The sequence below is a fragment of the Streptomyces plumbidurans genome (assembly GCF_019857225.1).
GTDB lineage: Bacteria > Actinomycetota > Actinomycetes > Streptomycetales > Streptomycetaceae > Streptomyces > Streptomyces plumbidurans.
Genome location: NZ_JAFJSY010000028.1, coordinates 88604 through 106506, shown reverse-complemented (window position 1 = coordinate 106506; position 17903 = coordinate 88604). Strand labels below are relative to the sequence as shown.

Sequence of the window (17903 nt, the reverse complement as noted above, 5' to 3'; positions counted from 1 at the left end):
CACCCCCCCACACGAGGACGTACCCGCACGAGCCGCACACCCAAGGAGCTTCAGCATGCCCGCACCCAGACCTCAACCACCCCTGCCCAGAAGGCGATTCCTCGTCGCGAGCGCCGGTGCGACCGCCGCGCTCGGCCTCGCGGCCGTCCCCGCACGCGCGGCCCGCGGCCCCCGCCCGTTCGGCCGCTACGGCTCCCCGAGACGCCGTCTCACCTCCGGCACCCTCTACGTCGACCCGCACGGCCGCGGCGACTTCACCACCGTCCAGGCCGCCGTGACGGCGGCGAGCGGCAGTGGCCGGACCCTCGTCCTCGCACCCGGCGTCTACCGGGAGACGGTCGCCGTCGACACCACCCGCACCGAAGCCACCTGGATCGGCGCCTCCGAGGACCCCCGCGACGTCGTGATCGTGTACGACAACGCGGCCGGCACGCCCAAGCCCGGCGGCGGCACCTACGGCACGACCGGGTCCGCCACCACGACCGTGCAGGCCGACGGATTCACCGCCCGCTGGATCACCTTCGCCAACGACTGGCTGCGCGCCCAGCACCCGGAGATCACGGGAACGCAGGCGGTGGCCGTCAAGGTGCAGGGAGACCGCAGCGCCTTCACCCACTGCCGCTTCCTCGGCCACCAGGACACCCTCTACGCCGACACCATGGCGCTCGGCACCTTCGCCCGCCAGTACTACGCCCACTGCTATGTCGAGGGCGACGTCGACTTCGTCTTCGGGCGGGCGACCGCGGTCTACGAGCAGTGCCACTTCCGCACCCTGGACCGCACCGACCTGGCCGCGCCCCCCTACGGCTTCGTCTTCGCGCCCTCCACGGCGGTGGCCGATCCGCGCGGCTACCTGGTGACGCGGAGCCGGGTGAGCAGCGAGGCCCCGGACGCCGCCTACAAGCTGGCCCGCCCCTGGGTGCCCAGCTCCGACACCACCGCCCGCCCGAGCCTCGTCGTCCGTGACACCCACCTCGGCGCCGGGATCGACGCGGTCGCGCCCTACACCAACATGTCGGACGCGTACCCGTGGCAGAGCCAGCGGTTCGCCGAGTACCACAACACCGGCCCCGGCGCCGTGATCACGGTCCCGGAGAACCGGCCCCAACTCACCCGCGAGCAGGCCGCGTCGGCCACCCGCGCCGCCTACCTGGGCGACTGGACCCCATGGAAGGGGGCCTGCTGACATGCGCCGGCGCACCCTGCTGGCGGGCCTCGCCGCGGGCCTCACCACGGCTTCGACCGCGCTCGCCGCCGCTCCCGCCCTCGCGGGCACCCGCCGCCCCGTCCTGCACGTGCGCCCCGGCGACTCCGTACAGGCCGCCGTGGACGCCGTCGACGGTCCCGGCCGGACGATCGTCGTGCACCCGGGCATCTACCGCGAGGTCGTCAACGTGCCTGCCGACAAGGCCGAGTTGACGATCCGCGGCGCGAGCCGACACCCCAGCGACACCGTCATCGTCTTCGACCACGCCAACGGCACGCAGAAGCCCGACGGGACCACCTACGGCACCGCGGGCTCCGCCACCTTCACCTCCGCGGCCCCCGGCCTGACCGTCCGCGACCTGACCCTCGCCAATGACTGGCTGCGCGCCGACCACCCGGACATCACCGGCACCCAGGCGGTGGCCGCCTACACCTACGGCGACCGCACCCGCTTCGAGAACGTGCGGCTGTCGGCCCACCAGGACACGCTCTTCGTCGACACGACCGCACTCGACACCTTCGACCGCCAGTACTTCCGGCGCTGCTACATCGAGGGCGACGTCGACTTCGTCTTCGGGCGGGCGACCGCGGTGTTCGAGCAGTGCCGCTTCCACACCCTGCAGCGGGACGTCGACTTCACCCCCAAGGGCATGGTCTTCGCCCCCTCCACCGCCCGCGCCAACCCGCACGGCATCCTCGCCGTCCGCTCCCGCATCACCTCCGGCGCCGAGGACGCGGCGTACAAGCTGGCCCGGCCCTGGGTGCCGACGTACGAGACGACGGCCTGGCCGTCCCTGGTCGTCAGGGACACCTGGATCGGTCCCGGCATCGACCCGGTCGCGCCGTACACCAACATGCGCGACGCCTACCCCTGGCAGTCCATGCGCTTCCGCGAGTACCGCAACGCGGGGCCCGGCGCGGTGATCTCCGTGCCGGAGAACCGGCCGCAGCTGACGACGTCGGAGGCCGCCGCGCACACCGCGCGCGCCCACCTCGGGGACTGGAGGCCGTATGAACTCCCGTGAACCGGTGGGACGGCGGGCCTTCGTCGTGGGGGCCGGGGCGGCGGCGCTGCTCGGCGGGGCAGCGGCCCCGGCGAGTGCGACGGTCGTGGACGGACCACTGCCCGACTTCTACCAGGCGCTCAAGGACGATCTGAACTTCCCGCTGGCCTGGGGCACTTCACCCGTACGCGACTTCGGGATCTGGCGGCGCGCCGCCCGCGCCGTGGTCGAGGGGCACCTGCTGGTCGACCGCCAGGACGGGACGCCGTACGCGCCCGAGTTCACCGCCCGCTCCCAAGGGGACGCATACACACGGGAGTTGGTGACCGTCTCCCTCACCCGCTACGAACGCGTCCGCGGTGCACTGCTCACCCCGGACGGCGACGGCCCCTTCCCGGCCGTACTGCTGCTGCACGACCACGGCGCCAAGTTCGACATCGGCAAGGAGAAGCTCGTCCGGCCCTGGTACGACGACACCCGGCTCGCCTCCGCCGAGGCCTGGGCGGACAAGTACTTCAGCGGCCGCTTCGTCGGCGACGAACTGGCCCGGCGCGGCTATGTGGTGCTCTGCCTGGACGCGCTCGGCTGGGGCGACCGCGGGCCCGTGACCTACGACCAGCAGCAGGCCCTCGCCGCCAACTTCTACAACCTCGGCTCCTCGCTCGCCGGGCTCATGGCCCGGGAGGACGCCAGGGCCGCCGCCTTCCTCGCCGGGCTCGACCGCGTGGACGCCCACCGCGTCGCGGCCGTCGGCTTCTCCATGGGCGCCTACCGCGCCTGGCAGACCGCCGCGCTCAGCGACCACGTCGCGGCCACCGCCGCCGTGTGCTGGATGACCGGCCTGAAGGAAATGATGGTGCCCGGCAACAACACCCTGCGCGGGCAGTCCGCCTACTACATGCTCCACCCCGGACTCGCCCGCCATCTCGACATCCCCGACGTGGCGAGCATCGCCGCTCCCCGGCCGATGCTGCTGCTCGACGGCGAGCAGGACCCGCTGTTCACCGCCGAGGGTGTCCGGGCCGCCTACGCCAAGCTGCGCGCCGTCTGGCACTCCCGCCACGCCTCGCAGCAACTCCGCACCGAGATCTGGCCGGGGCTCGGCCATGTCTTCACCGCGCCCATGCAGGACGAGGTCTTCGGCTGGCTCGACTCCGTCCTGTGAACACCCCCATCAAGAACCCGTGAACCACCCCGTCAAAGAAGGGACTTGTACACTCATGCGACGCATCAGCACCTCCCTCACCGCCCTCGCGGTCGTCACCGCGGGTGCCGGCCTCGCCGCCTTACCCACCCAGGCGCAGGCCGCCACCGTCGTCGTCAGCAACACGACCGACCTGAGCAACGCCATCAAGAACGCCACGGCGGGCACCGTCATCCAGGTCCGCGGCGGCACCTACTACCCGACGGCCACCCTCCAGTCCACGGCCAACGGCACCTCCTCCTCACCGATCACGCTCACCGCGTACGGCTCCGAGACCGTGAAGATCGACGGCTCGGACCTCCCCGACGGCGACTGGATCTTCAAGCTGACCGCCGACTACTGGAACGTCTCCAACATGACGTTCCAGAACTCCCCGGACAGCGCGGTCGTCTGCCAGTCCTGCACCGGCACCTACTGGAACAACATCAAGACCATCAACGGCGGCGACTCCGGCTTCACACTCACCGGGGACGGCACCGTGAACAACACGGTCAAGAACATCGACTCCTACGGCAACTACGACGCCGCGAACCACGGCGAGAACGCCGACGGGATCGCCGTCAAGTTCGGCTCCGGCAGCGGCAACCTGGTCACCGGCGCCCGCCTCTACAACAACTCCGACGACGGGATCGACTTCTGGTCCTTCTCCACGCCGGTCACCGTCGAGCACACCTGGTCCTTCGGCAACGGCGTCAACCGCTGGTCCGACTCGTCCTTCGCGGGCGACGGCAACGGCTACAAGCTGGGCGGGGACGGCGAGGTCGTCGCACACGTCGTCAACAACTCGGCCGCCTGGGGCAACGCCGGCAACGGCTTCACCGAGAACTCCAACACCGGTGCCATCGTCATCAACCGCACCACGGCCTACGCCAACGGCAACTGGGGGTACTACTTCGCCACCAGCTCCGCCAGGCTCGGCAAGAACCTCGCCGTCAGCAACGGCAGCGGCTCGGTCACCAAGGGCTCCTCGGTCGTCTCGGCCGGCAACAACTGGGACTCGGGGATCTCCACACCCGCCTTCATCTCGACGGACGCGAGCAGCACCTACAACGCCCGCAGCTCGAGCGGCACCCTGCCCGCGACCACGTTCCTGACGACGGGCAGCACCACGATCGGCGCGACGATGAACTGAAACGGAGCTGTCCGGTCCGGGGCGCTTGACCCGTTTTTTACCCGACACTGAGATATCGATCGGGCAACGGGTCTCGCACCCAGCCGCGTGACGCGCGTAGAAACCTGTCATGCATAAGCCACTGCGTATCGCGGCGATCGCCGCAGCATGTGCTCTCGCCGGCGGTGCTCTCTACGGCGCCGGTGCGGCCACGGCCGGACAGTCCACGGCCAACTCCACCCACGAGCCCTACAACATCGGGCTCCTGGTGAAGGACATCGACACCTACTACGGCACGACGGCGGACGCCGACGGCGTGTACCAGGCGTCGCCGACCAGCCCGTACGCCAAGGACCTGGCGCGCATCGACTCCGCGGCCAGGAGCTACATCGACAAGGCGGCCCACAAGGCCCGCCACCACGGCGAGAAGCCCGCGGTCGTCTTCGACATCGACGACACGCTGCTGCTCAGCCTCGACTACGAGAAGCGCTACAACTACACGTACAACTCGGCCTCGTGGGCGGCGTACGTGAACCGCGCCGACCGGCCCGAGGTCTTCGGCAGCCCCGAACTCGTGCGCTACGCCGAGAAGAAGGGCGTCGCGGTCTTCTACAACTCGGGCCTCACCGAGGCACAGCGCTCGGCCGCCGTGGAGAACCTCAAGAAGGTCGGCGCCGACGTCAACCTCGACGCCGCCCACATGTTCCTCAAGGACGCGGCCAACCCGCCGGCCTATCTGAGCGCCTGCGCCACGCCGGGCACCTGGACCTGCACGACCGTGCAGTACAAGGCCGGCACCCGCAAGCACATCGAGAAGGACCTCGGGTACGACATCATCGCCAACTTCGGCGACCAGTACTCGGACCTCGACGGCGGCTACGCCGACCAGAAGTACAAGCTGCCGAACCCGACGTACTTCGTCAGCTGAACCCCGCGCAAGCGGCCCGCGGGCCGAGGGGGGCTCGGTCCACGAGCCGCCCTCGGCGGTTGCGCGGGCGCAGCTCCCCTTGCACGGATGGAACGTCGAACGCGGTCTGGCGGCCGGCCCGGATTCCGTAACACCGGGAAAACCTGAAACCCCTTGCGACGGGGGAACAATCCAGCCAGCATCCGCACACTGATCCATCCGGCCCCGAGGAGCACCCGCCATGACCGACACCGAGAAGACGGCCGACCGGCCAAGTGCCGCACCACCAGCGGCGAACGGAGTCGACCGGTTCTTCAGGATCTCCCAGCGGGGATCCACCTTCGGCCGGGAGATACGCGGCGGCTTCGCCACGTTCTTCACGATGGCCTACATCCTTGTCCTGAATCCCATCATCCTCGGCAGCGCGAAGGACAAGTTCGGGCACACCCTCGACACCGGTCAACTCGTCACCGCCACCGCCCTGGTGGCCTGTGTGATGACGGTGATCATGGGCGTCGGCGGCAATCTGCCGCTCGCCATCGCGGCGGGCCTCGGTCTCAACGCCGTGGTCGCCTTCCAGCTCGCCCCGATCATGAGCTGGCCCGACGCGATGGGCCTGGTCGTCATCGAGGGCATCGTGATCTGCATCCTGGTGGTCACCGGGCTGCGCAAGGCGATCATGGACGCTATCCCGCAGCAGCTCAAGCAGGCCATCGGCGTCGGCATCGGCCTGTTCATCGCCTTCATCGGCTTCGTCGACGCGGGCTTCGTCAGCCGTATCCCGGACGCCGCGGACACCACCGTGCCGGTGCAGCTCGGCTCCGTCGGGCGGCTCACCGGCTGGCCCGTGCTGGTCTTCTGCGTCGGCGTGCTGCTCACCATCGCGCTGCTGGCGCGCAAGGTGAAGGGCGCGATCCTGATCAGCATCGTGACGATGACCGTCGTCGCGATCGTCATCGACGCGGTCGCGGACATCAAGAGCTGGGGCCTGACCACCCCGCACGTGCCCGACAAGATCGTCTCCACGCCCGACTTCGGACTGGTCGGCCACTTCAGCCTGTTCGGCGGCTTCGCGAAGGCCGGGATCATCACCGCGGTGCTGCTGGTGTTCACCCTGATCCTGTCGGACTTCTTCGACGCCATGGGCACCATCGTCGGCATCAGCGCGGAGGCCGGGCTGCTCGACGAGCAGGGCCAGGTGCCGGGGATCGGCCGGGTTTTGTTCATCGACGGCGCGGCGGCCGTGGCCGGCGGTCTGGGCTCCGCCTCCTCCAACACCGCCTACATCGAGTCCGCCGCCGGCGTCGGCGAGGGCGCGCGCACCGGCTTCGCCAACCTGGTCACCGGCGCCCTCTTCGGGCTCGCGCTCTTCCTCACCCCGGTGCTGACGATCGTCCCGCTGCAGGCGGCGGCGCCCGCCCTGATCGCCGTCGGCTTCCTGATGATGACCCACGTCAAGCACATCGACTGGGACCGCTACGAGATCGCCATCCCGGCGTTCCTCACGATCGCCGCGATGCCCTTCACCTACTCCATCACGGACGGCATCGGCGCCGGCTTCCTCGCCTACGTCGTCATCAAGACGGTGCTCGGCAAGGCGCGGGAGGTGCACTGGCTGCTGTGGGGGGTTTCGGTGCTGTTCCTCGTGTACTTCGCGATCGATCCGGTGGAGCAGATTCTCGGTGTGAAGTGAGGAAGACGCTGCGCGGCCGGCCGCGGGTTCGTCGTGGCCGGTCGCGCAGTTGCCCGCGCCCCTTCGGGGCGCTCAGCGCAGGGCCGCTTCCATCACCGCCTTGGCCACGGGGGCGGCCAGTCCGTTTCCGCTGACCTCGGAGCGGGCCGCGTCCGACTGCTCGACGACGACCGCGACCGCGACCTGCTTGCCGCCCGCCTTGCCGTAGGACGTGAACCAGGCGTACGGCGTCTTGCTGTTGTTCTCGCCGTGCTGGGCGGTGCCGGTCTTGCCGCCCACGGTCACGCCCGCGATCCGCGCGTTGGTGCCCGTGCCCTTCTCCACGACCGTCCGCATCGCCGACTGCAGCTGCTCGGCGGTGGAGGAGCTGACGATCTGCTTCGTGGTCGTGTCGTCGTCGTAGTCCTTCAGCACGTCGCCGCCGCTGTCGGTGGTCTGCGCGACCATGTGCGGCGAGCGCAGCTTGCCGCCGTCGGCGATGGCGGCGGACACCATGGCCATCTGCAGCGGGGTCGCCGTGACGTCGTACTGGCCGATGCCCGTCAGGGCCGTGGAGGACCGGTCCATGTCCGAGGGGTAGACGCTGGTGTACGCCCGCACCGGCACATCCTGCGTGGTGTCGTTGAAGCCGAACTTCTCGGCCATCGCCCGCACCTTGTCCTGGCCGAGGTCGACGGCCATCTTCGCGAAGACGTTGTTGCAGGAGTACTGCAGGCCGGTGCGGATGGAGGCGTTCTCGCAGGGCGCGCTCGGGTTCTCGTTGGACAGGTCGCGGGTGGTGCCCGGCAGGGTGTACGGGTCGGGGCTCTTGGTCCTCTGGTCCACCGAGGAGTACAGCCCGTCCTCCAGCGCGGCGGCCGCGACGACCAGCTTGAACGTCGAGCCCGGCGGGAGCGGCTGGCGCAGGGCGCGGTTGGTCAGCGGCTTGTCCGCGTCGGCGTTGAGCTTCTTCCAGGCGGTGCCCGCGGTGTTGGCGTCGGTCAGCGACGACGGGTCGTAGGACGGGGTGGAGACGACCGCGAGGATCCTGCCGGTCGCCGGGTCGATCGCGACGGCGGCGCCCTTCTTGTCGCCGAGCGCGTCGTAGGCGGCCTTCTGCACGTCGGGGTCGATCGTGGTGATCACGTTGCCCGGATCGGCGCGCTTTCCGGTGACCGTGTCCATCACGGTGCCCAGGCTGGTGTCCGTGCCGTCGAGGAGGTGCTGGTAGATGCCCTCCAGCTGGGTGGGGGCGTAGGCCTGCGAGGCGTAGCCCGTCACCGCGGCGTACAGCTTGCCGTCCTTGTACGTGCGCTTGTACTTCAGGTCGCTGTGCTTCGTGGGCGCCGAGCCGGTGACGGACCGGCCGCCCACGATGATGTTCCCGAGCGGCTCCGCGTACGTCCTGATCGCGTTGCGCCGGTTGTTCTTGTCGTCCGCGAGGGCCTTGGCGTCGTAGAACTGCACCCAGGTCGCCCTGACCAGCAGAGCGATCACCAGGAGCAGTGTGAAGACGGAGGCCCGCCTTATCGTCTTGTTCATCCCGCCTGGAGGACGAGCGAAGCCGGGCGGATCGTTCCCGTCCGCCGCGATTTCTCATCTTCTCATCGCGTGCTCATGAATCCCGCCTCGTAGGCCGCGATCACCGCCTGCGTACGGTCCCGGGTGCCGGTCTTCGCCAGCACCGCCGCCACGTGCGACTTCACGGTCGCGGGGCCGACCCCCATGCGGCGCGCGATCTCCGCGTTGGTCAGCCCGTCCGCCATGTGCCGCAGCACCTCGCTCTCCCGGGCGGTGAGCCGTGCCACCCAGGGCGGAGGCGTGGCGTACGCGCGCGCGTGCTCCTCGGCGAGCGCCCGCACCGCCGACGGGAACAACAGGCTGTCGCTGCGCGCGACGAGCCGTACCGCCTGTACGAGCGAGTCGGCGTCGGCCCGCTTGAGCAGAAACCCGGCGGCTCCCACGCGCAGCGCGTCGTACACGTAGGCGTCGTTCTCGAAGGTGGTCACGACGACGATCCGGGGCGGCGCATCGACCGTGCCGAGGATCTCCTCGGTGGCCCGGATCCCGTCCAGCTCCGGCATCCGCACATCCATCAGCACAACATCGGGCCGCACGTTCTGCACGACCCCTACCGCCTCCACCCCGTCGGCCGCCTCCCCGACCACCTCCAGATCCGCTTCGGCGGAGAGGATGGCCCGGAGGGCGGTACGAACCATGCGTTCGTCGTCGGCCAGGACTATGCGGATGGGGGTGGGCATGCGGGGTCCTTCAGGGGGAGGCGTTCTTTATTTGGGGGGAGGGGCAGGCGCCGGGGGTTGTTGTGGGCGGGGTGCGGTTTGGTGGTGAGGGGTGGCCCGGGGGGTGCGGTTCGGGGGTGAGGGTGGCCCGGAGGGGGGCGGTTCGTGCGTTCGTCGTCGGCGAGGGTGGTGCGGATGGGGGTGTGGGCTGCGGGTTCCTTTGGAGGGCGGGCGTGCAGGCGCCGGGTGTCGCCTTGGGGCGGGGTCCCGGTTCGGGGACGAGGGTGGTCTGGAGGGGGACTGGCCGTGCGGGGGGCGTCGGCGACGGTGACTCGGGTGACCGTGGTCATGTGGGGTCCTTCAGGGGGAGGTGGGCCTGTAGGCGCCAGGTGTTGTTGTGGGTCGGGCCCGCTTTTGCTGTGCCGCCCAGGAGGCGGGCGCGGTCTGCTAGGCCGGGTAGGCCGTGGCCGCCGGTGGGGCGGTGGGTGGTGGCGGTGCCGAGGGGGTTGTCGATGGTGATGGTCAGGTGGTCGTCGGCCGTGGTGATGCGCAGGGTCAACGGTGTTCGGGGGTCGGCGTGCTTGAGGCAGTTGCTCAGTCCCTCCTGCACGATGCGGTAGGCCTCGCGGGACAGGACGGGCGGCAGCGTCGCCGGATCGGCGGCGACGGTGGCCGTGACCCGCAGTCCACCGGCCCGGACCCGGCGCAGCAGGCCGTCGAGGTCGTCGGCGAGGGTGGGGGCCGGGCCGGTGCCGGGGGCGTCGCCGTCGCGCAACACGCCCAGTACGGCGTCGAGTTCGCCGACCGTACGCCGGGTGGTGTCCTCGATCGCGGCGAGCGCCTCGCGGACGAACTCCGGGTCGCTGCCGAGGACCCGGCGTGCCGCGCTCGCCTGCAGGGTGACGGCGCTGAGCGCGTGGCCGACGGAGTCGTGCAGCTCACGGGCGAGCCGGTTGCGGACGGCGAGGTCGGCGGCCCGCGCCTCCGCCGCCGCGAGCCGGTCCTCCGGGGCGGGCCCGAGCAGCCGGGGCGCCCAGTGGGCCAGCAGCGCCCCGGCACCGGCCGCGCACACCGCGAGCGCCAGGAGACAGGCCAGGCCCGCTACCGGCGAGAGCGCCAACGCCCAGGAGTGGTCGAGGACTTCGGGCAGTCCGAGCCGGTCGTCGCGCACCCACGCGAACAGCGGCAGCGCGATCAGCACGCCCGCGAACGGCGGCACCGCCAGCGACATCCCGGCGATCACCCCGCCGAACCCGAGGTGCAGCGTGAACCAGGCCGCCGTGCGCCCCTTCGCCCTCCGCGCGCGGGCGGGACCGTAGACGAGCCGCTCCGCGTCCACCCCGCACAGCCAGCGCACGGCGCTCGACTCCAGCGGACGGGTCAGCGGGAACAGCGAGGTGACGGCGGCCAGCGGCAACGCCACGGCGAAGGACAGGAGTTGCAGCCCGAAGTCCCCGAAGACGTTCTGCGAGCCGGTGAGCGGGCCGACGGCGGTCGCGCCGACGAAGACGTACGGCATGGCGAGCGCGCCGCCGAGGATCAGATGGACCCACCGCAGCCGCGCCCGCCGCCCGAGCAGCAACCGGACGAACTCCCTCACCCGGACCGTTCCCCCTGCACCATGGGCCCACGTTCCCGCACCCGCGCCGGTGCCCGCGTCCTGCCCGGCGACGATCCCGGTCCGCCTCAAGGCGGAGAACGGCGGAGCCTGAAGGCGTACGGAACGGGGAGACGTACGGACCGGGGGCGGCCGTAGGGCTCACGCCTGAAGCGTCAGCACCGCTTCCTCGATCTCCGCGCCGCGCGCGTTCGCATACCCCGACGCCCGTGCCGTGAGGCGGAAGCCGCACTTCTCCAGCACCCGCAGCGATCCGGCGTTGTCCGCCGCCGCGCGGGCGTACAGCGGGCGCTCGGGCACCTCGGCCAGCAGCGCGCGCAGTGCGGCCGTCGCCACGCCCCGCCCCCAGTACGCGCGGTCCACCCAGTAGGTGACCTCGCGCTCGCCCGGCTCGCCGTACACCGCCGCGCTGCCCACCACATCACCGTCGACCAGGACGGTCCGCGTCACGGCGTCCGAGGCGAGGATCCGTTTCCACTTCGCGTCGAAGGCGTCCCGGTCGGCCGGGTCCTCGGGGGTGAAGGCCGCCATGCGCACGGCCTCCGGATCGTTCATCTGCCGGAAGAAGACCGGCAGATCGCTCTCGTGCACTTCGCGGAGTACGACATCCATGAGGCACGAGCCTAGAACCCCGGGCCGGGAGTCAGAGCCTGCGGGTCGCCAGGGTCAGGCGGTCACGGGCGTCGAACAGCGCGTCCTTCACCATCTGTTCGTGCGCCGGCGTCAGCCGCGCCACCGGCACCGAGCAGCTGATCGCGTCGCGCGCCGGAGTGCGGTACGGGATCGCCACGCCGAAGCAGCGCAGTCCCAGCGTGTTCTCCTCGCGGTCCACCGCGAAGCCCTGTTCGCGGACCTGGTGCAGCTCCTCGATGAGCTTCTCGCGGTCCGTGATGGTGTTCTCCGTCAGGCCCGGCAGCGTCTCCGGGAGCATCTTGCGCACCTGCTCGTCGGAGTACGTGCTCAGCAGCGCCTTGCCGAGCGAGGTGGAGTGCGCGGGCAGCCGGCGTCCCACGCGGGTGAAGGGGCGCAGATAGTGCTGCGACTGGCGCGTGGCCAGGTACACCACGTTGGTGCCGTCCAGGCGCGCCAGGTGGATCGTCTCGGTCGTGTCGTCCGACAGCCGGTCCAGGGTCGGCCGGGCCGCCGCGACCGCCTCGTCGCCGTCGATGTACGACGTGCCCACCAGCAGGGCCCGCACCCCGATGCCGTACCGCGTGCCCGTCGCGTCGGTCTCCACCCAGCCCAGCTCCACCAGCGTGCGCAGCAGCATGTACAGACTGGACTTGGGGTACCCGACGGCCTCCTGTACCGAGGCGAGCGAGTGCATGCCGGGGCGACCGGCGAAGTACTCGAGCAATTCAACGGTCCGTACCGCGGACTTGACCTGCGCCCCGCCGCCTGCCTCGACTGCCGACATCGCCCTTGACCCTTCGTTCGACGAGACACTGAAGTTATAGTCTCCAACAGCATATTCATCATCAGAGACAGCGTTCAGTATATCGAACGACCCTGGTGAATGACCGGCGAATGACCCGGCTATACCTGGAGGGACCGCGGTGGCAGCAGCACCAGTCTGGAGTGTCGACCCCCGAACCGGGAAGCAGCGTGAACAGGTTGCGGTGGAGGCCACAGCCCAGGAGGTCGACGCCGCCGTCCGGGCCGCGCACGCGGCGCGCGCCTCTCTCGCCGACCGCGCGGTCCGCGCCGCCTTCCTGCGCACCGCGGCCGACCAGCTCGAGGCCGCCAAGGACGGGCTCGTCGAGACCGCCGACGCGGAGACCGCGCTCGGCCCGGTCCGGCTCACCGGTGAACTCGCCCGCACCTGCTACCAGTTGCGCGCCTTCGCGGACATCGTCGACGAGGGCGCCTTCCTCGACGTGATCATCAACCACCCCGACGACACCGCGACCCCGCCGATCCCGGACCTGCGCCGCTACAAGGTGCCCCTCGGCGTCGTCGCCGTCTACTCGGCCTCCAACTTCCCCTTCGCCTTCTCGGTCGCGGGCGGCGACACCGCGAGCGCGCTCGCCGCCGGCTGCCCCGTCGTGGTCAAGGCGCACCCCGACCACCCGGCCCTGTCCGAGTACGTCGCCAAGGTGCTGCGCCGGGCCGCCGCCGCGCACGGCATCCCCGAGGGCGTGGTCGGCCTGGTGCACGGCTTCGAGGCCGGCATCGAGCTGGTCCGGCACCCGCTGGTGTCCGCCGCCGGCTTCACCGGTTCCGTCAAGGGCGGCCGGGCGCTGTTCGACGCGGCCGCGGCCCGTCCGGTGCCGATCCCGTTCCACGGCGAGCTGGGCTCCCTCAACCCCGTCGTCGTCACCGAGGCCGCGGCGGCCGAGCGGGCCGAGACGATCGGTGCGGGCCTCGCGGGATCGATGACGCTTGGTGTCGGGCAGTTCTGCGTCAAGCCCGGCCTGGTGCTCGCGCCGTCCGGCGACGCGGGCGACCGGCTGCTGAAGTCCCTGACGGACGCGGTCAGCGACACCGACGCAGGCGTCCTGCTGGACCACCGCATGCGCGACAACTTCCTCGCCGGGGTCGCCGAGCGCACCGCGCTCCCCGACGTCGACTCCCCGGTGACGCCCGGGGCGGGCGGCGAGCACACGGTCAGCGCGGGCTTTTTGACGGTGGCGGCGGACAAGCTGGCCGCCGAGGGGGCCTACGACCTGCTCCTGGAGGAGTGCTTCGGGCCGGTGACCGTCGTCGTCCGCTACGAGGACGATGACCAGGTGCGGTCCGTACTGTCCCGGCTGCCCGGCAACCTCACGGCGACGGTGCACCTCTCGACCGAGGAGGCGGCGGGCGAGGGCCGGGGCGCCGAACTGCTGGCGGAGCTCACCCCGCTCGCGGGCCGGGTCCTCGTCAACGGCTGGCCGACCGGTGTCGCGGTCGCCCCGGCCCAGCACCACGGCGGCCCGTACCCGGCGACCACGTCGACGTCGACCTCCGTGGGCGGGACGGCGATCGAGCGCTGGATGCGCCCGGTGGCCTACCAGGGCGCACCCGAGGCGATCCTTCCGCCGGAGCTGCGCGACGACAACCCGCTCGGGCTGCCGCGCCGCTACGACGGCCGTCTGGAGCGCTGAGGACCCCAGGCCCGCATCGCCCGCCCACAGGTGCCACACTCACGGGATGGACGTGGAACTCCCCGAACTGCCCTTCGCACTGCGCACGTACGGCCCCGAGGGCAACTGGTCCTACGAGGACGGCATCCTCACCGGCTGGGCCGGTCCCCGGCAGGACCGGTTCGTACCGCCCACCGGCGAGGCCCTGGAGCCCGCCTCGGACGCGCCCCGGCTGCTCGGGGCGCCCGAGGGCGACTTCCAGCTGATCGCGCGGGTCACGGTCGGCTTCGCCGGGGCCTTCGACGCGGGGGTGCTCTACGTCCACGTCGGCGAGCGGGCCTGGGCCAAGCTCTGCCTGGAGTACTCCCCGGACGTACCCACCGTGTGCACGGTGGTCACCCGGGGCCACTCCGACGACGCCAACTCCTTCACCGTGGACGGCAGTTCGGTCTGGTTCCGAGTCAGCCGCACAGGCCGCGCCTTCGCCTTCCACGCCTCCCGCGACGGCCACCGCTGGACCTTCGTCCGCCTCTTCACCCTCGGCACCGAGAAGGAAACGGGCGACGCCCTCATCGGCTTCATGACCCAGTCCCCGATGGGCGAGGGCTGCGTAGTCACCTACGACCACCTGGAATACCGGCCCACGTGGCCGAGCGACCTGCGAGACGGGAGCTGAGGGGTCGCCTGCGACGGGCGGTCGCCTGCGGCGGGTGGTCGCCTGCAGCGGGCGCGGGCCGGGGTCTGACGGGCGGGGCTGCGGGACGGGCTGATGGGTCGCCGGTGGCGGGCGTGGGCGACGGCCCGGTGTCCGGCTTCGGGTGGCCGCCGCTGAGTCCGTCCTGGCTGCCGGGACTGTGAGTCGGTGCGGGGCTGTGAAGGCGCCGGTCAGGACAGTTGGCCGCGCTACGTGGCCGGGCGACCTGCGAGACGGGAGCTGAGCGCGGCCGTCATGGCCAGTAGGGCTGCGCCCACCAGCAGGCTCAGGCGTAGCCCGGACTCGAAGTCGTCGGCGACCAGGCCTCCGAAGACCGCGATGCCGAGGCCGCCCGAGACCTGGCGGGCCGCGTTGAGGAGGCCCGCGGCGACGCCTGCGCATTCGGCGGGGACGGCGTCCATCAGGGCGGCGGTCAGCGGGGGGACCGTCAGGGCGCAGCCCACGGCGAGGGGGATCAGCAGCACGGCCACCAGGGCCGGGGGCGTGTCGGCGTCGACGCAGAGGAGGACGAGCAGCGCGACGGCGGCCAGCGCCTGCCCCACTGTCATCGGCAGCCGGGGGCCGTAGCGCCCGGCGAGCTTGCCCGCCACCACGTTCGTCACCGCGATCAGGCCCGTCATCGGCAGGAACAGCAGCCCCGCGAAGAGCGGTGAACGCCCCTGAACCTGCTGGAAGAAGAGCGAGAACACGAACACCATGCTGTAGAAGGCGACGCTGACCGCCGCCCCCGCCGCGACACTCACGGCCACGGTCCGGTCGTGGAACAGGGCGAGGGGAACGACCGGATGCGACCCGCGCGCCTCGACGCGCAGGAAGGCGGCAGCGGCGACGACGGCCACCCCCAGCGCCGCCCACCCGGCAACCCCGCGCTCGATCGCCGCGAAGGTCAGCGCCGTCAGGCTCACCACTGCGGTCGCCTGCCCCGCCAGGTCCAGCGGTGCCGGACGCCGCTCGGAGCGGGGAGCGCGGGCCGCCAGCAGCAGGATCGCCGCGCCCACCGGCACGTTCACGAAGAAGATCGCCCGCCAGTCCCAGGCGGTGGTCAGCAGCCCGCCCGCCACCGGCCCGAGCGCCACCGCGACCGAGCCGCCCGCCGCCCACACGGCCACCGCCCGCGCCCGCCGCACCGGATCCCCGTACGCCTGCCGCACCAGCGCCAGCGACGCCGGCAGCACCACCGCCGCCGCGACCCCCTGCACCACCCGCGCACCGATCAGCGCGGGCAGCCCGGGCGCCAGCCCGCAGACCACGGAGGCGAGCGTGAAGGTGGCCGTGCCGAGGGCGTACGCACGGCTCGCCCCCGCCCGGTCCGAGAACGCGCCGGTGGACAGCATCAGCGCCGCGAACGGCAGCGTGTAGGCGTCCACCACCCACTGCAGCCCGGACATCCCGCCGCCGAGCGAGTGGCCGATCGAGGGCAGCGCCACGTTCACCACGGACGCGTCCAGGCAGATCAGCGCGAACCCGAGCAGCGCGGCGAGAAGGGTGAGCGCGGGAGAGGGTCTCTTGGGTGCCAACTCGCGCTCTTTGACGGGGAGTTGTTCGCTCTTGAGGGTCTGTTCGGTCGACATGGCTCCATGCTCCGGACCGCCGGGGCCGTACAGTAGTGGCCTGAATGCCATGCACCCGGAGGTTCTGGCCATGCCCGCGCACCGCATTGCCGTCATCGCGCCCTCGCCCGTCTCGATGTTCAACCTCGCCATCCCCGAGCTGATGTTCAACAAGGTCGAGGTGGACGGACGCCCCGGCTACGAGGTCGTCATCTGCGCCGCCGAGCCTGGCCCCGTCCCCACCTCCGGTGGGCTCGACCTGTACGTGTCCCGCGGGCTCGAAGCGGTGCGCGAGGCGGACACGGTCGTCGTCGCGGGCACGGGCGCGCCCTACGAGCCGGACCCCCGCATCGTGGCCGCCCTGCGGGAGGCGGCCGACGCCGGCAAGCGGATCGCGTCGCTGTGCACCGGCGCCTTCCAGCTCGCCGAGGCGGGCCTGCTGGAGGGCCGCCGGGCCACCACGTACTGGGCGCACGCCCAGGAGCTGCGCCGCCGCTACCCGCAGGTCGACCTCCAGGGCGACGTCCTCTACGTCCAGGACGGCCCGTACGTCACCGCCTCCGGCTACGCCGCCGGAATCGACCTGTGCCTGCACGTCATCCGCACCGACTACGGCGCCGCCGTCGCCAACGAGGTCGCCCGCCTCGCCCTCGTCGCGCCCGTGCGCCCCGGCGGCCAGACCCAGTTCACCCACACCCCGCTGCCGCCCGAGCGCGGCACCTTCTGCGCCGACACCCGAGGCTGGGCCATGCGCAACATGGACAAGCCGCTCACCCTCACCGACCTGGCCCGGCACGCGGGCGTCTCGGTGCGCACCCTCACCCGCCGCTTTCACGCCGAGAGCGGCGTCAGTCCCCTGCAGTGGCTGCTCCACCAGCGCATCGAGCGCGCCAAGGAGCTGCTGGAGACCACCACCCTGCCCATGGACCAGGTCGCCCGCGCCTGCGGCCTGGGCACCGCCGACTCGCTGCGCGCCCACGTGGTCCGCAGGACCGGCCTGACTCCGAGCGCCTACCGGGCGCAGTTCACGCGCCTGGGAACCGAGGCCGCCGAGGACACGTCCTCCGCTGCATGATCGCAGCGAACCGGACCCTCGACCCCGTGATGATCAGAACAGCCCTGCCCGCCGAGGCCGCGGCCGTCGCCCAGCTGCATGTGCGCGCTCGCTCCACCTACTACCCGGACGGCCTCCCCGACGACGGCCGGGACTGGCCGGCGCTGTGGGCACAGACCATCGAGCGCCCCGACGGCCATGTCCTGTGCGCGGTCCGCGACGGCAGCCTGGTCGGCATCGCCTCCTTCCGCACCCCGGAGGGCGCTCCCGCGAAAACGGTCAAGCTGTTCCAGTTCCACGTCGACCCCGACCACTGGCGCACCGGCGTCGGCACGGCCCTGCACACCGCCTGCGTCGAGCAGTGGCAGGCCGACGGCAGAACGGCGGCCGTCCTCGACGTGCACGTCGACAACCACCGCGCCCAGGCCTTCTACGCCCGCCAGGGCTGGGTCCCCGACCCGGAGAACCCGCCCGCCGAGGACGACCACCACCTCTTTCTGCGCTTCGCGGTGCCGGGGGAATGACCGGCCCTGCTTGAACGTTCACGCACTGAGGCG

At 71.5% G+C, this 17903-nt stretch carries 16 protein-coding genes; 10 read left to right on the top strand and 6 right to left on the bottom strand.

All coding sequences use genetic code 11. The features are described from left to right. Positions 1-55 precede the first annotated feature (55 nt). From JYK17_RS19865 to JYK17_RS19840, 6 genes are all read left to right on the top strand, one after another. Entirely contained in the window at positions 56-1186 is a 1131-nt protein-coding gene (locus JYK17_RS19865) for a pectinesterase family protein (protein WP_222810909.1), read from the top strand. 1 nt (position 1187) lies between these two features. Further along, positions 1188-2231, top strand: a complete 1044-nt coding sequence (locus tag JYK17_RS19860; RefSeq protein ID WP_222810908.1) for a pectinesterase family protein — start codon at positions 1188-1190, stop codon at positions 2229-2231. Beyond that, a complete protein-coding gene (locus JYK17_RS19855) occupies positions 2218-3375 on the top strand; it encodes a dienelactone hydrolase family protein (protein ID WP_222810907.1) in 1158 nt (385 codons plus the stop codon). The genes JYK17_RS19860 and JYK17_RS19855 overlap by 14 nt, the downstream gene beginning before the upstream one ends. 55 nt (positions 3376-3430) lie before the next feature. After that, the gene (locus JYK17_RS19850) at positions 3431-4546 is read left to right on the top strand and encodes a right-handed parallel beta-helix repeat-containing protein (protein ID WP_108013613.1); all 1116 of its coding nucleotides are present in this window, start codon (positions 3431-3433) and stop codon (positions 4544-4546) included. Positions 4547-4655: 109 nt separating this feature from the next. Then, positions 4656-5453 (top strand): HAD family acid phosphatase, encoded by a 798-nt coding sequence (locus JYK17_RS19845; RefSeq protein WP_222810906.1) that lies wholly within the window; start codon positions 4656-4658, stop codon positions 5451-5453. A 220-nt stretch (positions 5454-5673) separates the two neighbouring features. Continuing rightward, entirely contained in the window at positions 5674-7125 is a 1452-nt protein-coding gene (locus JYK17_RS19840) for an NCS2 family permease (RefSeq protein WP_108013615.1), read from the top strand. Positions 7126-7197: 72 nt separating this feature from the next. On the opposite strand, the gene JYK17_RS19835 is transcribed toward JYK17_RS19840, so the two are convergent. The 5 genes from JYK17_RS19835 to JYK17_RS19815 form a co-directional block, all read right to left on the bottom strand. Then, positions 7198-8646, bottom strand: a complete 1449-nt coding sequence (locus tag JYK17_RS19835; protein ID WP_108013616.1) for a peptidoglycan D,D-transpeptidase FtsI family protein — start codon at positions 8644-8646, stop codon at positions 7198-7200. Between the two features lie 62 nt (positions 8647-8708). Further along, positions 8709-9365 carry a response regulator transcription factor gene (locus JYK17_RS19830; RefSeq protein WP_108013617.1) on the bottom strand — a complete coding sequence of 219 codons (657 nt, stop codon included), beginning with the start codon at positions 9363-9365 and terminating at the stop codon, positions 8709-8711. Between the two features lie 325 nt (positions 9366-9690). Continuing rightward, positions 9691-10944 carry a sensor histidine kinase gene (locus JYK17_RS19825; RefSeq protein WP_108013618.1) on the bottom strand — a complete coding sequence of 418 codons (1254 nt, stop codon included), beginning with the start codon at positions 10942-10944 and terminating at the stop codon, positions 9691-9693. A 159-nt stretch (positions 10945-11103) separates the two neighbouring features. Continuing rightward, positions 11104-11574, bottom strand: a complete 471-nt coding sequence (locus JYK17_RS19820) for a GNAT family N-acetyltransferase (protein WP_108013619.1) — start codon at positions 11572-11574, stop codon at positions 11104-11106. 31 nt (positions 11575-11605) lie between these two features. Continuing rightward, complete coding sequence (locus JYK17_RS19815; protein WP_128803414.1) at positions 11606-12379, bottom strand: IclR family transcriptional regulator; 774 nt, start codon at positions 12377-12379, stop codon at positions 11606-11608. 139 nt (positions 12380-12518) lie between these two features. On the opposite strand from JYK17_RS19815, the gene JYK17_RS19810 reads away from it, so the two are divergent. Next, positions 12519-14048, top strand: a complete 1530-nt coding sequence (locus JYK17_RS19810; protein WP_222810905.1) for an aldehyde dehydrogenase (NADP(+)) — start codon at positions 12519-12521, stop codon at positions 14046-14048. A gap of 46 nt (positions 14049-14094) precedes the next feature. After that, positions 14095-14703, top strand: coding sequence for a DUF1349 domain-containing protein (locus tag JYK17_RS19805; protein WP_108013622.1), 609 nt, complete (start codon positions 14095-14097; stop codon positions 14701-14703). 227 nt (positions 14704-14930) lie between these two features. Here the strand turns inward: JYK17_RS19805 and JYK17_RS19800 are convergent, their stop codons facing one another. Next, positions 14931-16313 (bottom strand): MFS transporter, encoded by a 1383-nt coding sequence (locus JYK17_RS19800; protein WP_222810904.1) that lies wholly within the window; start codon positions 16311-16313, stop codon positions 14931-14933. A gap of 70 nt (positions 16314-16383) precedes the next feature. On the opposite strand from JYK17_RS19800, the gene JYK17_RS19795 reads away from it, so the two are divergent. Both JYK17_RS19795 and JYK17_RS19790 read left to right on the top strand, forming a co-directional pair. Further along, on the top strand, positions 16384-17367 hold the full coding sequence (locus JYK17_RS19795) for a GlxA family transcriptional regulator (protein ID WP_128804558.1): 984 nt from the start codon (positions 16384-16386) through the stop codon (positions 17365-17367). After that, the gene (locus tag JYK17_RS19790) at positions 17364-17870 is read left to right on the top strand and encodes a GNAT family N-acetyltransferase (RefSeq protein ID WP_234547583.1); all 507 of its coding nucleotides are present in this window, start codon (positions 17364-17366) and stop codon (positions 17868-17870) included. The genes JYK17_RS19795 and JYK17_RS19790 overlap by 4 nt, the downstream gene beginning before the upstream one ends. The last annotated feature ends 33 nt before the right edge of the window (positions 17871-17903 follow it).

Excerpts from the sequence above, each read along its gene's own strand:
- JYK17_RS19865 (WP_222810909.1), top strand. The coding sequence starts at position 56 with ATGCCCGCACCCAGACCTCAACCACCCCTGCCCAGAAGGCGATTCCTC.
- JYK17_RS19860 (WP_222810908.1), top strand. The coding sequence starts at position 1,188 with ATGCGCCGGCGCACCCTGCTGGCGGGCCTCGCCGCGGGCCTCACCACG.
- JYK17_RS19855 (WP_222810907.1), top strand. The coding sequence starts at position 2,218 with ATGAACTCCCGTGAACCGGTGGGACGGCGGGCCTTCGTCGTGGGGGCC.
- JYK17_RS19850 (WP_108013613.1), top strand. The coding sequence starts at position 3,431 with ATGCGACGCATCAGCACCTCCCTCACCGCCCTCGCGGTCGTCACCGCG.
- JYK17_RS19845 (WP_222810906.1), top strand. The coding sequence starts at position 4,656 with ATGCATAAGCCACTGCGTATCGCGGCGATCGCCGCAGCATGTGCTCTC.
- JYK17_RS19840 (WP_108013615.1), top strand. The coding sequence starts at position 5,674 with ATGACCGACACCGAGAAGACGGCCGACCGGCCAAGTGCCGCACCACCA.
- JYK17_RS19835 (WP_108013616.1), bottom strand. The coding sequence starts at position 8,646 with ATGAACAAGACGATAAGGCGGGCCTCCGTCTTCACACTGCTCCTGGTG.
- JYK17_RS19830 (WP_108013617.1), bottom strand. The coding sequence starts at position 9,365 with ATGCCCACCCCCATCCGCATAGTCCTGGCCGACGACGAACGCATGGTT.
- JYK17_RS19820 (WP_108013619.1), bottom strand. The coding sequence starts at position 11,574 with ATGGATGTCGTACTCCGCGAAGTGCACGAGAGCGATCTGCCGGTCTTC.
- JYK17_RS19815 (WP_128803414.1), bottom strand. The coding sequence starts at position 12,379 with ATGTCGGCAGTCGAGGCAGGCGGCGGGGCGCAGGTCAAGTCCGCGGTA.
- JYK17_RS19805 (WP_108013622.1), top strand. The coding sequence starts at position 14,095 with ATGGACGTGGAACTCCCCGAACTGCCCTTCGCACTGCGCACGTACGGC.
- JYK17_RS19800 (WP_222810904.1), bottom strand. The coding sequence starts at position 16,313 with ATGTCGACCGAACAGACCCTCAAGAGCGAACAACTCCCCGTCAAAGAG.
- JYK17_RS19795 (WP_128804558.1), top strand. The coding sequence starts at position 16,384 with ATGCCCGCGCACCGCATTGCCGTCATCGCGCCCTCGCCCGTCTCGATG.
- JYK17_RS19790 (WP_234547583.1), top strand. The coding sequence starts at position 17,364 with ATGATCGCAGCGAACCGGACCCTCGACCCCGTGATGATCAGAACAGCC.